A 12,990-nucleotide genomic window follows, 5' to 3' on the forward strand; every position below is an offset into this window, starting at 1 on the left:
GCGGCGGGCGCCCGACTTGACGGGCGTTCAGGGCTAGTTTTGCTTGTCCGTGAGCAAAAGTCCGCGTAGGGTTCGAGGCACACCTTCCGATGCGATCAGGAGCCCCACCGGTGGCCACACCCCCAGACCTCTCTGTCCAGCTGTACTCGGTGCGCGAGCCGCTCGCGGCCGATCTGCCCGCCACCCTCGACCGCCTCGCGGCGATCGGCTTCACCACGGTCGAGCTCTTCGGGTTCGTCGACCTGGCCGACGCCTACCGCGCGGCGCTCCCGGCCAGCGGACTGCGCGCTCCCAGCGCACACGCGCGCCTCCTCGGCCCGCAGGGGGACGCCACCGTCGACGAGATCCTCGACACGGCCGTCTCGCTCGGCGTCGAGACCGTGATCGACCCCTTCGTCGATCCGACCCGCTGGACCACCGCGGACGACGTCGCCCGCATCGCCGACGAGCTGAACGCGCTGGTCGACTCCGCCGCCGCGCGCGGCCTGGTGCTCGGCTACCACAACCACGCCTTCGAGTTCGAGAACCGCGTCGACGGCCGCAGCGCCTTCGAGCACCTCGCGGGCCTCCTCGACCCGCGCATGGTCCTCGAGCTCGACACCTACTGGGCGGCCGTCGGCGGCGACGACCCGGTCGAGGTGCTCGGCCGCCTCGGCGACCAGGTGCGCTTCCTGCACGTGAAGGACGGTCCGATCTCGGCCGACACCCAGGAGCAGCTGCCCGCGGGCGAGGGCGCGATGGACGTCCCGGCGATCCTCGCCGCCGCTCCGCAGGCACTGCCCGTGCTGGAGTTCGACGCCTACGCCGGCGACATCTTCGAGGGCCTGGAGTCGGCCCACCGCTACGTCTCGGGACTCGGCGCATGAGCGGCACCGGCCGCGTGGGCGTCGGCGTCATCGGCGCCGGCAACATCAGCACGCAGTACCTGACCAACCTCACCGTCTTCCCCGACCTCGAGGTGCTCTTCGTCGCCGACATCGACCTCGAGCGGGCGAGGACCCAGGCCGAGGCGTTCGGCGTCCCCGCCTCCGGCACCGTCGAGGAGCTCTTCGCGCACGAGGGCATCGAGATCGTCGTGAACCTCACGATCCCGGCCGCCCACGTCGAGGTCGCGCGCCGCGCGGTCGAGGCGGGCAAGCACGTGTGGACCGAGAAGCCCTTCTCGCTCGACCGCGACAGCGGGATCGAGCTGCTCGCGCTGGCAAAGGAGAAGGGGCTGCGCGTCGCGACCGCTCCCGACACCTTCCTCGGCGCGGGCCTCCAGACCGCTCAGCGCGTCATCGAGAGCGGAGCCATCGGCACGCCGCTGTCGGCCCTCACCCTCTTCCAGGGTCCCGGCCCCGAGTCGTGGCACCCGGACCCGGAGTTCTTCTTCGCCGAGGGCGGCGGACCGCTGCTGGACATGGGCCCGTACTACATCACGACGCTCGTGCAGAACCTCGGCCCCGTCGAGAGCGTCACCGCCGTCTCGTCGCAGGCCCGCGCCACCCGCGTGGTGGGCTCCGGCCCGAAGGAGGGCACCGAGTTCCCGGTGACCATCCCGACGCACATCGGCGGACTGCTCCGCTTCGAGTCCGGGGCCTCGGCCCAGGGCGTGTGGAGCTTCGAGTCGAGCCTGCCGCGGACCGGCTTCGTCGAGATCAACGGCTCCGAGGGCACCCTCGTCCTCCCCGACCCGAACCAGCACGACGGCGAGATCACCCTGCACCGCCGCGGGTCCGCCGAGCCGGAGGTCATCGCGGCGACCGGCTCGACCGCCTCCCGCGGCACCGGCGTGCTCGAGCTCGCCCGCGCGATCCGGGCCGACCGCCCCGAGGCCGCCTCCGGGGACCTGGCGTACCACGTCACCGACGTGATGCTCTCGCTCCTCGAGGCCGCCGAGACCGGCGAGAAGGTCCTCGTCACGAGCTCCGTGACGCCCCGACCCGCACTGCCCGAGAGCTGGGACCCGACCGAAGCGACCCTCTCCTGATGCCCGCGCCCCTGCGCGTCGGCGTGCTCGGCGGCGGCTTCATGGCGGCCGTGCACAGCCGCGCGGCCCGCAGCGCCGGAGCGGTGCTCGCCGGAGTCGCCTCCTCCACCCCGGAGAAGGGCGAGCGGGCGGCGGCCGAGCTCGGCGTCGAGCGCGCCTACCCGGACGCCCGCGCCCTGATCGAGGACGAGAGCATCGACCTCGTGCACGTCTGCACCCCGAACGCCACGCACGCCGCACTCGCGCTCGCGGCGATCGAGGCGGGCAAGCACGTGGTCTGCGAGAAGCCGCTCGCCGCGACGCTGCGGGAGGCGGAGTGCCTCGCCGCGGCCGCGTCCTCCGCCGGCGTGGTGGCGACCGTCCCGTTCGCCTACCGCTTCCACCCGATGGTGCGCGAGGCCCGCGCCCGCGTCGCCTCCGGCGAGACCGGCCGCCTGGTCACGGTCCGCGGGAGCTACCTCCAGGACTGGCTGCTGGGCGCCTCCGACGACAACTGGCGCGTCGACCCGGCCGCCGGCGGCCGCTCGCGCGCCTTCGGCGACATCGGCTCGCACCTGGTCGACCTGCTGGAGTTCGTCACCGGCGACCGGATCGACTCGCTCGCCGCGATCACGAGCACCGTCCACGCCGAGCGCGGCGGCCGCCCGGTGAGCACCGAGGACGTGGCCGGCCTGATCGTCCGGCTCGAGGGCGGCGCCGTCGGCACGCTCCTCGTCTCGCAGGTCACCGCGGGCCACCGCAACGAGCTGGTGCTCGAGGTCTCCGGGCTGGAGGAGTCGCTCCGCTTCGAGCAGGAGCTCCCCGAGACGCTGTGGGTCGGCCGGCGCGACAGCGCCCTGCTGGTGCCGCGCGACGCCTCGATCCTCGCGCCCGACGCGGCCCGGCTCTCGATCGTGCCGAGCGGTCATCCGATGGGCTACCAGGACGCCTTCGCGGCGTTCGCCCGCGACACCTACGCCGCCGTGGCGGGCGCCGACGTGGAGGGTCTGCCGACCTTCGCCGACGGCCTCCGCGCGGCGCGCATCACCGAGGCCGTGCTCGACGCGGCCGAGACAGGCGCCTGGGTGGCCGTGCCCGCCGCCGACGACCGGACGGAGATCGCCGCATGAGCGATGAGAAGACGTACCCCGCCACTCACCCCGTGACGCTGTTCACCGGGCAGTGGGCCGATCTGCCCTTCGAGGAGGTCGCCCGCCTCGCCGCCGAGTGGGGCTACGACGGGCTCGAGATCGCGGCCTCGGGCGACCACCTCGACCTCAAGCGCGCGGATGAGGACGACGCCTACGCCGCCTCGCGCCTGGAGATCCTCGACCGCTACGGCCTCGAGGTCTTCGCGATCTCGAACCACCTCACCGGCCAGGCCGTCTGCGACGACCCGATCGACTTCCGCCACAAGGCCCTCGTGCGCGACTACACCTGGGGCGACGGCGACGCGGAGGGAGTGCGGCAGCGCGCCGCCGAGGACATGAAGCGCTCCGCGCGGGTCGCCCGCAAGCTCGGCGTCGACGTCGTGGTCGGCTTCACCGGCTCGAAGATCTGGCCGTACGTGGCGCAGTTCCCGCCGGTGCCGGCCTCGGTCATCGACGAGGGCTACGAGGACTTCGCGACGCGCTGGAACCCCATCCTCGACGAGTTCGATGCGAACGGCGTGGTCTACGCGCACGAGGTGCACCCGTCCGAGATCGCCTACGACTACTGGTCGAGCGTCCGCACTCTCGAGGCGATCGGGCACCGCCCGGCCTTCGGCTTCAACTGGGACCCGTCGCACATGATGTGGCAGGACATCGACCCGGTCGGCTTCATCGTCGACTTCAAGGACCGGATCTACCACGTCGACTGCAAGGACACGCGCCTGCGCCCGAAGAACGGCCGCGCGGGCGTGCTCGGCTCGCACCTGCCCTGGGGCGACCCCCGCCGCGGCTGGGACTTCGTCTCGACGGGTCACGGCGACGTCCCGTGGGAGGACGCGTTCCGGGCGCTGGAGTCGATCGGCTACTCCGGCCCGATCTCCATCGAGTGGGAGGACGCCGGGATGGACCGCCTGCACGGAGCGAAGGAGGCCGTCGGCTTCATCCGCTCGCTGCTCTGGAGGACCCCGACCGCGTCGTTCGACGCCGCGTTCTCGAACCAGTAGCCGCGCGGGTCTCCTCGGCGGGAGCCCGCTCCGGTCCGCGGCGCACGTCGCGCGCACCGGAGCGGGGTCCCGCAGGCGGGAGAGCGGTCAGTCGGCGGCCTTGGCGGCGCGCTCGGACTTGATGCGGGCCTGCTCGCGGCGGACCTCCGCGTAGCGGTTCTGCTCGACGCGCAGCCACTCGGGGACCTCGTCGAGCAGGGCCTGGATCTCGGGAGTGGTCAGCGCTTCGGTGACGCCGCCGCGGGCGAGCCCCGAGATGGAGACGTTCAGCCGGGAGGCGATGACGGAGCGGGGGTGCGGCCCCTCCTCGCGCAGCTGCACGAGCCAGGCGGGCGGGTTCGCGGCGAGCTCGTCGTACTGCTCGCGCGTGATCGCCGACTCCTGGAACTCCTCCGGGGTCGCGGGCAGGTAGACCTGCAGCTTCTTCGCCGCGGTCGCAGCCTTCATCGTCTGTGTCGCCTTGGCCATGCGGCAACCCTACCGGCGCGGCGCGGACCACCTACCCTGAGGGGATGAGCGAGCAGCCCGAGACCGTCGACCCGCAGGCCGCTCCCGAGGCGGAGGGGCGTCCGGAGGGTGAGGCGGACGCGGCGGCGGAGGACGCGTCGGCCGGATCGGGCGCGATCGGCGTCGGAGCCGAGTCGGACGACACCGGGGACGACGACTCCGACGACGACGACGACCAGAACACCGACGGCGGAGACGCCGCCGACGACGCCGCCGTCCCCGCCGGCCCCGTGCTCGCCGTCGCCCTCGTGCCCGGCGTCACCCCCACCAAGTGGACCCGCGTCTGGGGCCAGCGCCGCTCCGATCTCCCGCTGCGCATCACCGTCGTCGCCGAGCGCGAGCAGGAGCAGGCGCTGCTCGACGGCCGCGCGCAGCTCTCGTTCGTCCGCGGCGACGTCTCCTCCTCCGCGCTCAGCTCCATCCACCTCTACGACGAGCAGCCCGTCGCCGTCCTCGGCCGCGAGCACGCCCTGGCCGCCGCGGAGGAGCTCGACGTCGCCGAGCTGGCCGCCGAGCACCTCCTCCAGGACCCGGAGGACGTGCCGGAGTGGGCCGCGGTCGCCGAGGAGGTCGCGGACGGCTCACGGCGCCCGCTGCCGCGCATGGCCGGCCTCGACGACGCGGTCGAGCAGGTGGCGGCCGGAGTGGGCGTGCTGATCGTGCCGCAGTCGGTGGCCCGTGTGCACAGCCGCAAGGACGTGACCGCGGTGCCGGTGACCGGCGTCGCTCCCTCCTCCGTCCGCCTCGCCTGGGTGACGGACGACAAGGGCGACGACGTCGAGGACTTCATCGGAGTCGTCCGCGGGCGCAGCGCGAACACCACCCGAGGGACCGCTGCGACACCGAAGGTCGAGTCGCGCGCGAAGGCGGCCAAGGCGAAGGCGCGGGAGGCGCGCGAGAAGGCGGAGAGGGCCGGCGGCGGCAAGAAGAAGCCGGCTCGCGCCAAGGCGTCCGCGCCGGCGGTGCGGCGCACCCGCAAGCCCCGCGGCCGCTGACCGTGGCCGACGACGCCGACTGGTCGCTCCGCCCCGCGACCGCGGAGGACGCCGCGGCGATCGCCGAGCTGCGCGCGGTCGTCATGCGCCCGTCACTCGAGACGCTCGACCGCTACGACGAGCACCGCGTGCGGCACCGCTTCCTCGACGGCTTCCGGCCCGAGCTCACCCGGGTGATCGAGCTCGACGGCGCCTTCGCAGGGAGCATCGCCGCGCGGGTCGAGCCGGACGCGGTCTGGATCGAGCACTTCTACCTGGCGCCTCACGCGCAGGGCCGCGGAGTCGGCGGCGCCGTCCTGCGCCGGGTGATGGCGGAGGAGGCGCGGCCGGGGCTGCACTTCCGCCTCGACGTCCTGAAGCGCAGCGACGCCCGCCGCCTCTACGAGCGGCACGGCTTCCGGTTCGAGCGCGCTCTGGAGTGGGACGACATCCTCATCGCGCCGCCCGTGTCCTGACCCCTGATCGGGGAGGGGGACGGGGCGCGGGCCGCCGCTAGCATGAGCGCGATCCCCTCCGCCGGGTCGGCCGCAGGGCGACCTCCTCCTGGAAGCAGGCACTCCGCCGTGTCCCCGCTCGTCCTCCGGTCCGCCGCCTCCGCGGTCCTCGTCGCCGCCCTGGCGATCACCTCCAGCCCGCTCGCCTCCGCCGCACCGGTCGCCGCGCCGTCGACCGCTCCCGTCGCCGCGTCCGACGCGCCCCGCTCGATCGTGCTCCCCGCGGGGCAGCCGCTCTGGCAGCCCAGCGCCGAGTCCCCCCTGCCCGACGCGCCGGACCAGGCCCCGGGCGCCGCCCGCGCGAACGCTGCCGCCTCGATCAGCGGCCGCGTCGTGGTCGAGGAGGCCGACGGCTCGATCGCGACCACCACCCCTCGCGGCGCGCTCCTGAACGTCGAGGTCTGGTCGAGCGAGGCGGGGCTCCTCGGGAACCACTCCGTCGCCGCCGACCTCACCTTCAGCATCGACGGGCTCACCGCCGGGCAGACCTACTACCTGCTGATCAAGGACAACGCCGACCTGTACGCCGACCTCTGGTCCGGCGGCAGCGCCGTCGCCCGCAGCGCCGAGCCGCTCCAGGCTCCGGCCGCGGGCGTGCAGCTCCGGACCGCGCGGTTGGGCTCGCTCGAGGGCCGCCTGAGGGGAGTCGCGGGCGACCAGCGCGTCGACATCTGGTACCGCGACCCGGGCACCGACGGCTACTTCCGCACCGGCGAGCTCGACCTGATCACGGGCGGCGACAACCCGTACTCGTTCCAGCAGGTGGTCCCCGGCGACTACCTCGTCCGCGCGTCGAGCCGGAACGACGTGATCGACGACAGCTACTGGGACCACGTCCTGCGCTCCGGCGACGCGAGCGACGTGCGCGTCCCGGTCGGCGGATCGGCCGCCGGGATCGACCTCTCGCTGAGCAGCGACTACCAGCAGTACACCGGCCGCCTCGCCGGATCGGACCGCTACGCGACGTCGGTGGAGGCGACGGGCTACTTCTCCCCGGGCATCCCGGTCCTCTACGTGGCGAGCGGGGCGAACTGGCCGGACGCGCTGAGCGCCGGCCCGGCCGCCGCCGCCCTCGGAGGCGCGCTCCTGCTCACCGATCCCGACCGCCTGCCGCGGGTCGTCTCCGACGAGATCCGCCGCCTCCGCCCGGAGCGGGTCGTGGTCGTCGGCAGCGAGCTGAGCGTGAGCCCCGGGGTCTTCTCCGCGATCCGCTCGATCGTCGGCGGCACCGAGCGCATCGGCGGGACGGACCGCTACGACACCTCCCGCCGGATCGTCGCGGACGCCTTCGGCCCCGGCCCCTACTCGAACATGTTCGTCGCGACCGGCACCAACTTCCCCGACGCCCTCTCGGCCGCGCCGATCGCCGGCTGGCGTGCGCAGCCCGTGCTGCTGGTCGACGGAGCGACCTCGGGCGCCGACTCCGCGACCGAGACGGCGGTGCGCGAGCTGGCCCCGGAGCACGTGGAGTTCCTCGGCGGCGACCCCTCGATCCGGGACGCGTACGTGGCGGACTTCGCCCGTCGCGGCCTCACGCCCTCGATCTCGAGGATCGCCGGCCGCGACCGCTACGAGACGAGCGTCGAGCTGAACAGCGCCTACCCCCAGTCGCTGCTGCAGGACAGCGTCTTCCTCGCCGCGGGGTCCTCCTTCGCCGACGCCCTCTCGGGAGCGACGACGGCGGCGGCCCTGGGCTCGTCCGTTCTGCTGACCGAGCGCGACTGCGTGCACGACTCGACGCTGCGCTTCCTGGCCTCCAACTCCAAGAACTACGCGTTCCTGCTCGGCGGGGAGCCGACGCTCACCGAGGACGTGGCGAACCTCCGCAACTGCGAGTACGACTTCTGAGACGCGTGCTCCCGGGGTCCGGGGCTAGGGTGCGATCATGCCCACGAGCGATGAGATCTGGACCCTGGCCGAGCACGACGTACCGGTGTACCGCAGCGGTGAGGGCGGCCGGGCGCTGATCCTGATCCACGAGGTCTGGGGCGTCGACGGCCACATCCGCTCGGTCGCCGACCGCTACGCCGCTGAGGGCTACGCCGTCGTCGCCCCCGAGCTCCTGGCCGACAGCGGTCTGCTCGAGCAGCTCGACGAGGAGCAGCGCGCCGACTACGACCACCCGGTGCGGCGCCTGCCGCGCCAGGTCGAGCTGCGCACCTTCTTCGCCCCCGTCTTCACTCCGGAGCACGCGACGCGCACCGTCGCGATCCTCCGTGCCCTCGTCGAGCGGCTCCTGCGCCAGGAGGGCGCGACCAGCGTCTCCGTCACCGGGTTCTGCTACGGCGGCACCTTCTCGTGGGCGCTCGCGCTGGCCGAGCCGCGTCTGGCCGCTGCCGTGCCGTTCTACGGACACGTCACAGCGTCCGCCGAGGAGCTCGGCGCGCTGCAGGTGCCGGTGCTGGCGTTCCTGGGCGACCAGGACGCACCCCTCGTCGAGCAGGTGCCGCGCATCCGCGAGGCGACCGAGGGCAGGGACGTCGAGGTCGTCGTCTACCCGGGGGCGGGCCACGCCTTCTTCAACGACGCGAACGAGCAGACCTACCAGGCCGAGGCGGCGACCGACGCCTGGCCGCGCGCGCTCGCGTTCCTCGGCGCGCACGCGGGCTGAGCGGGCTCGGCTCCTCCTCCGGGAGCGCCCGCTCTTCCCGGGGCGGTGCCCGCGGTCGTAGGCTCGCGCTCATCCGCAACGGGAGGGGCCGACGATGACCGCCACGAGAGAGACGTCCGCCCCGCCCGAGCTCAAGCGGGTGCTCGGCCCCAAGCTGCTGCTGCTGTTCGTGGTCGGCGACATCCTCGGCACCGGGATCTACGCCCTCACCGGGCAGGTCGCGGCCGAGGTGGGCGGGGCCGCGTGGCTCCCCTTCGTGATCGCGTTCGTCGTCGCCACGCTCACCGCCTGCTCCTATCTGGAGCTGGTGACGAAGTACCCCCAGGCGGCGGGAGCCGCGCTCTACGCGCACAAGGCGTTCGGGATCCACTTCGTCACGTTCCTGGTCTGCTTCACCGTGATGGCGAGCGGGATCACCTCGGCCTCCGCCGCCTCGGGCGCCTTCGCGAGCAACTTCGCGATCGGGTTCGGGCTCGGGGACGGCGCGGGGACGCGGCTGAGCATCGCGCTGGTGTTCATGGTCTGCATCGCCCTGGTGAACCTGCGCGGTGTCGCCGAGAGCGTCGGGCTGAACGTGGTGCTCACCCTCATCGAGCTCTCGGGCCTGCTGCTGGTGATCTTCGTCTGCTTCTTCGCGGTGTTCGGCGGGCAGGCCGACTTCTCGCGGGTGGTCGCGTTCGAGGCGCCGGAGGACAAGTCGCTGCTGCTCGCGGTGAGCACCGCGACCTCGCTGGCGTTCTTCGCGATGGTCGGCTTCGAGGACTCGGTGAACATGGCGGAGGAGACGAAGGAGCCCAGCCGCATCTTCCCGCGCGTGATGCTCACGGGTCTCGGCATCACCGCCGTGGTCTACGTGCTCGTGTCCACACTCGCCGTCGCGATCGTGCCGGTCGGGGAGCTGGCCGGCAACGACACTCCGCTCGTCACGGTCGTCGAGGCCGCGGCACCCGACTTCCCGATCTCGACGCTCCTGCCCTTCATCTCGCTCTTCGCCGTGGCCAACAGCGCCCTGATCAACATGATGATGGCCAGCCGCCTGCTCTACGGGATGAGCCGCCAGGGCGTGCTGCCGCCGTTCCTGCAGAACGTGCTGCGCGGACGGCGCACGCCGTGGGCCGCGATCCTCTTCACGACGGTGATCGCCCTGCTCCTGACCGCCTACGTGTCGCGCGACCCCTCCGACCCCATCGCGGTGCTCCTGGGCGGGACCACGTCGCTCCTCCTGCTGGCGGTCTTCGCCGTCGTCAACGTCTCCGTGCTGGTGCTGCGGCGGCAGCCGGTCGAGCACCGGCACTTCCGGACCCCCACCGTGCTGCCGGTCCTGGGCACGATCGCCTGCGTCTACCTGGTGCTGCCGATCACCTCGGGGCGCGACACGGCCCAGTACGGGATCGCGGGGGTGCTGCTCGTGATCGGCGTCCTGCTCTGGGTGGCGACCTTCATCGACCGGCGGGTCCGCGGCTACGCGCGCACCGCGGCGATCGATCCGGAGGAGCTCGGCGCCGATCCGGCCGACGACGCATCGGGAGCGCACAGCGACGGCATCGGCCGGTCATAGCCGATCCATAGGGAACTCCCGATACTGGAGTCATGAGCACCCCGGCCCCCTCGAAGCACCTCGCCCCCGCGCAGCGCACCCGCCTCAAGCGCGCCGACGGGACGCCGATCCGCGTTCTCGTCGTCGACGATGAGAGCACGCTCACCGACCTGCTCCAGATGGCGCTGCGCTACGAGGGCTGGGAGGTGCGGACCGCCGCCGAGGGACGCGCCGCGATCACGATCACCCGCGAGTTCCGGCCCGACGTGATCGTGCTCGACGTGATGCTCCCCGACATCGACGGCCTCCAAGTCCTCCAGCGGGTCCGCGCCGACGGCAGCGAGACCCCGGTCCTCTTCCTCACAGCGAAGGACGCGCTCGACGACCGGATCGCCGGGCTCACGGCCGGCGGCGACGACTACGTCACCAAGCCCTTCTCCCTCGAGGAGCTGGTCGCCCGGATGCGCGGCCTCATCCGCCGCAGCACCCTGCTCGCCAACGACGCGGACGACCCCGAGGTCGTCGTGGGGGACCTGGTGCTGAACGAGGACAGCCACGAGGTCCGCCGGGGCGGCGACGAGATCGAGCTGACCGCGACCGAGTTCGAGCTGCTGCGCTTCCTGATGCGCAACCCGCGGCGCGTGCTCAGCAAGGCCCAGATCCTCGACCGGGTCTGGTCGTACGACTTCGGCGGCAAGTCGAGCGTCGTCGAGATCTACATCTCGTACCTGCGCAAGAAGATCGACGCCGGCCGCTCGCCGATGGTCCACACCGTGCGCGGCGCCGGCTACCTCCTGAAGCCCGCCGACCAGTGAGCCGCTCCGGCCGCCCGTCGCTCGGCGACTTCGCGACCCGCTCCGCCCTCCGCAGCTCCCGGCACGGTCGACGCGCGCCGTGGACCCTGCAGCGGCGGATGGTCGTCGCCGTGGTCGTGCTCGTCGCGGTGACGGCGGGCGTCGTCGGAGCGGTCAGCGTGCTCTCGGCGCGCTCGATCCTCTACGGCAGCACGGACGCGTCGCTCAGCCAGTCGGTCAAGCGCCTCCAGGACTTCGACGGGCCGAGCCGCTTCGGCGGCTCGAGCGCGATCGAGCAGGCCACGACCTGCCCGAGCGGATCCTTCGGGAGCGGCCCGAGTCAGAACCTCAGCACCATCACCGCCGTCCAGGGCTCGGACGGCTCCTTCATCGGCGCCTACGTCGATGCGGACGGGGTCTGCCGGCAGTTCTCGGACCCGGCCGACTCGGTGCTCGCGGCCGCCGTCGCCGCGGGGGGCGAGGAGGCGACCATCGAGCTGCCCGGGAGCCTCGGGACCTACCGCGTGCGCGCGGCGGCGGTCGAGGGCTCGGTGGTCGTCGTCGGCGTCCCCCTGGGCGAGGTGGCCGAGACGCTCGCCTCCCTCACCTGGGTGGTCGTCGTGGTGGTGCTGCTGGCGATGCTGCTGGTCGCCCTCCTCGCCACCGCGATCATCCGCGTGGCCCTCCGGCCCCTGGAGCGGGTGGAGGCGACGGCGACGCGAGTGGCCGAGCTGCCGCTGGACCGCGGCACCGTCGAGCTGGTCGAGCGCGTCCCGGAGGAGGACGCCGACACCCGCACCGAGGTCGGCCGGGTCGGCGCCGCCTTCAACCGCATGCTCGACCACGTCACGGGTGCTCTGGAGTCGCGGCAGGCGAGCGAGAACAAGGTGCGGCAGTTCGTCGCCGACGCCTCGCACGAGCTGCGGACCCCCCTCGCGGCGATCCGCGGCTACGCGGAGCTGCCCCGGCGCGGCGGGGCCGAGCTGCCGGAGTCGGCGGCGTACTCCCTCGACCGGATCGAGTCCGCCGCCACCCGGATGACCTCGCTGGTCGAGGACCTCCTCCTGCTCGCCCGTCTCGACGAGGGCCGCGACCTCGAGAAGGAGCCGGTCGACCTGACGCTGCTCGTGATCGAGGCGCTCTCGGACGCGCACGCCGCGGGCCCCGACCACGAGTGGGACCTCGAGCTCCCCGAGGAGCCGATCGAGATCCGCGGCGACGGCTTCCGGCTGCACCAGGTGGTCGCCAACCTGCTGCGGAACGCGACCGTCCACACGCCCCCTGGCACCCGGGTCGTGGCCGCGCTCGCCGAGGAGGTGTCGGAGGGGCGGCCGATCGCGGTCATCACGGTCACCGACTCCGGCCCGGGCATCGCGCCGGAGCTGGTGCCGGTGCTGTTCGAGCGCTTCGCCCGCGGCGACTCCTCCCGAGCGCGCACGACCGGATCGACGGGGCTGGGCCTGGCGATCGTGGCGGCGGTCGTCGACGCCCACGGCGGACGCGTCCTCGTCGGGTCCGAGCCGGGGCGCACGAGCTTCCGTGTCGAGCTGCCGGCGGGCTGAGGGCCGGCTGCGCGCTGTGCGAGCGACCGTGCCGTCCGCAGGGGCCCGTGCCGTCTGCAGGGGACCGTGCCGTCTGCAGGCGACCGTGCCGTCTGCAGGGGACCGTGCCGTCTGCAGGGGACCGTGCCGTCTGCAGGGGATCCGAGCGAGATGCCTCCTTCTGCGAGCAGGACGTCTCCGGACGCGGTCGATCCCCTGCGAATCGCCCCTGCGAATCACCCAGCGTCCTGCAGATGGCACGCGCTCCTGCAGATTGCACGCCCGCAGATCGCACGCGCGCCCGCAGATCGCTTGAGCCCCTGCAGATGGATCGAGCCCCTGCAGAAGGATCGAGCCCCTGCAGATGGATCGAGCCCCTGCAGAAGGATCGAGCCCCTGCAGACG

12 protein-coding genes are annotated in these 12,990 nt (G+C 73.1%); 11 read left to right on the forward strand and 1 reads right to left on the reverse strand.

Annotated elements, in window-relative coordinates; genetic code table 11:
* Positions 1-110 precede the first annotated feature (110 nt).
* Genes GSU45_RS04060 through GSU45_RS04075 form a run of 4 tightly spaced genes read left to right on the forward strand, consistent with a single transcriptional unit; the run spans position 111 to position 4,106 of the window.
* Entirely contained in the window at positions 111-866 is a 756-nt protein-coding gene (locus tag GSU45_RS04060) for a sugar phosphate isomerase/epimerase (protein WP_244248207.1), read from the forward strand.
* Entirely contained in the window at positions 863-1,972 is a 1,110-nt protein-coding gene (locus tag GSU45_RS04065) for a Gfo/Idh/MocA family oxidoreductase (protein WP_159912925.1), read from the forward strand. The genes GSU45_RS04060 and GSU45_RS04065 overlap by 4 nt, the downstream gene beginning before the upstream one ends.
* Entirely contained in the window at positions 1,972-3,081 is a 1,110-nt protein-coding gene (locus tag GSU45_RS04070) for a Gfo/Idh/MocA family oxidoreductase (RefSeq protein WP_159912927.1), read from the forward strand. The genes GSU45_RS04065 and GSU45_RS04070 overlap by 1 nt, the downstream gene beginning before the upstream one ends.
* Positions 3,078-4,106 (forward strand): sugar phosphate isomerase/epimerase family protein, encoded by a 1,029-nt coding sequence (locus tag GSU45_RS04075; RefSeq protein ID WP_167299019.1) that lies wholly within the window; start codon positions 3,078-3,080, stop codon positions 4,104-4,106. Before GSU45_RS04070 ends, GSU45_RS04075 begins: the two co-directional genes overlap by 4 nt.
* 87 nt (positions 4,107-4,193) lie before the next feature.
* Here the strand turns inward: GSU45_RS04075 and GSU45_RS04080 are convergent, their stop codons facing one another.
* On the reverse strand, positions 4,194-4,574 hold the full coding sequence (locus tag GSU45_RS04080) for a DUF5997 family protein (protein ID WP_104223641.1): 381 nt from the start codon (positions 4,572-4,574) through the stop codon (positions 4,194-4,196).
* A gap of 44 nt (positions 4,575-4,618) precedes the next feature.
* Between GSU45_RS04080 and GSU45_RS04085 the strand changes: the two genes are divergently transcribed.
* The 7 genes from GSU45_RS04085 (at position 4,619) to GSU45_RS04115 (ending at position 12,606) form a co-directional block, all read left to right on the forward strand.
* Positions 4,619-5,608 (forward strand): LysR substrate-binding domain-containing protein, encoded by a 990-nt coding sequence (locus GSU45_RS04085; RefSeq protein ID WP_159912929.1) that lies wholly within the window; start codon positions 4,619-4,621, stop codon positions 5,606-5,608.
* A 2-nt stretch (positions 5,609-5,610) separates the two neighbouring features.
* Positions 5,611-6,063, forward strand: a complete 453-nt coding sequence (locus GSU45_RS04090; protein ID WP_244248208.1) for a GNAT family N-acetyltransferase — start codon at positions 5,611-5,613, stop codon at positions 6,061-6,063.
* A 108-nt stretch (positions 6,064-6,171) separates the two neighbouring features.
* On the forward strand, positions 6,172-7,950 hold the full coding sequence (locus GSU45_RS04095) for a cell wall-binding repeat-containing protein (protein ID WP_159912931.1): 1,779 nt from the start codon (positions 6,172-6,174) through the stop codon (positions 7,948-7,950).
* Positions 7,951-7,987: 37 nt separating this feature from the next.
* On the forward strand, positions 7,988-8,713 hold the full coding sequence (locus tag GSU45_RS04100; RefSeq protein WP_159912933.1) for a dienelactone hydrolase family protein: 726 nt from the start codon (positions 7,988-7,990) through the stop codon (positions 8,711-8,713).
* A gap of 94 nt (positions 8,714-8,807) precedes the next feature.
* Positions 8,808-10,271, forward strand: coding sequence for an APC family permease (locus tag GSU45_RS04105; RefSeq protein WP_159912935.1), 1,464 nt, complete (start codon positions 8,808-8,810; stop codon positions 10,269-10,271).
* A gap of 32 nt (positions 10,272-10,303) precedes the next feature.
* Positions 10,304-11,065: a response regulator transcription factor gene (locus GSU45_RS04110; protein ID WP_159912937.1), complete on the forward strand. Its 762-nt coding sequence runs from the start codon at positions 10,304-10,306 to the stop codon at positions 11,063-11,065.
* Positions 11,062-12,606, forward strand: coding sequence for a HAMP domain-containing sensor histidine kinase (locus GSU45_RS04115; protein ID WP_244248209.1), 1,545 nt, complete (start codon positions 11,062-11,064; stop codon positions 12,604-12,606). The genes GSU45_RS04110 and GSU45_RS04115 overlap by 4 nt, the downstream gene beginning before the upstream one ends.
* Positions 12,607-12,990: the final 384 nt, after the last annotated feature.

This window comes from Rathayibacter sp. VKM Ac-2801, from assembly GCF_009834245.1.
Classification (GTDB): Bacteria; Actinomycetota; Actinomycetes; order Actinomycetales; family Microbacteriaceae; genus Rathayibacter.

Coding starts and splice junctions, on each gene's coding strand:
- GSU45_RS04065 (WP_159912925.1), top strand. CDS start 863: ATGAGCGGCACCGGCCGCGTGGGCGTCGGCGTCATCGGCGCCGGCAAC.
- GSU45_RS04070 (WP_159912927.1), top strand. CDS start 1,972: ATGCCCGCGCCCCTGCGCGTCGGCGTGCTCGGCGGCGGCTTCATGGCG.
- GSU45_RS04075 (WP_167299019.1), top strand. CDS start 3,078: ATGAGCGATGAGAAGACGTACCCCGCCACTCACCCCGTGACGCTGTTC.
- GSU45_RS04080 (WP_104223641.1), bottom strand. CDS start 4,574: ATGGCCAAGGCGACACAGACGATGAAGGCTGCGACCGCGGCGAAGAAG.
- GSU45_RS04085 (WP_159912929.1), top strand. CDS start 4,619: ATGAGCGAGCAGCCCGAGACCGTCGACCCGCAGGCCGCTCCCGAGGCG.
- GSU45_RS04100 (WP_159912933.1), top strand. CDS start 7,988: ATGCCCACGAGCGATGAGATCTGGACCCTGGCCGAGCACGACGTACCG.
- GSU45_RS04105 (WP_159912935.1), top strand. CDS start 8,808: ATGACCGCCACGAGAGAGACGTCCGCCCCGCCCGAGCTCAAGCGGGTG.
- GSU45_RS04110 (WP_159912937.1), top strand. CDS start 10,304: ATGAGCACCCCGGCCCCCTCGAAGCACCTCGCCCCCGCGCAGCGCACC.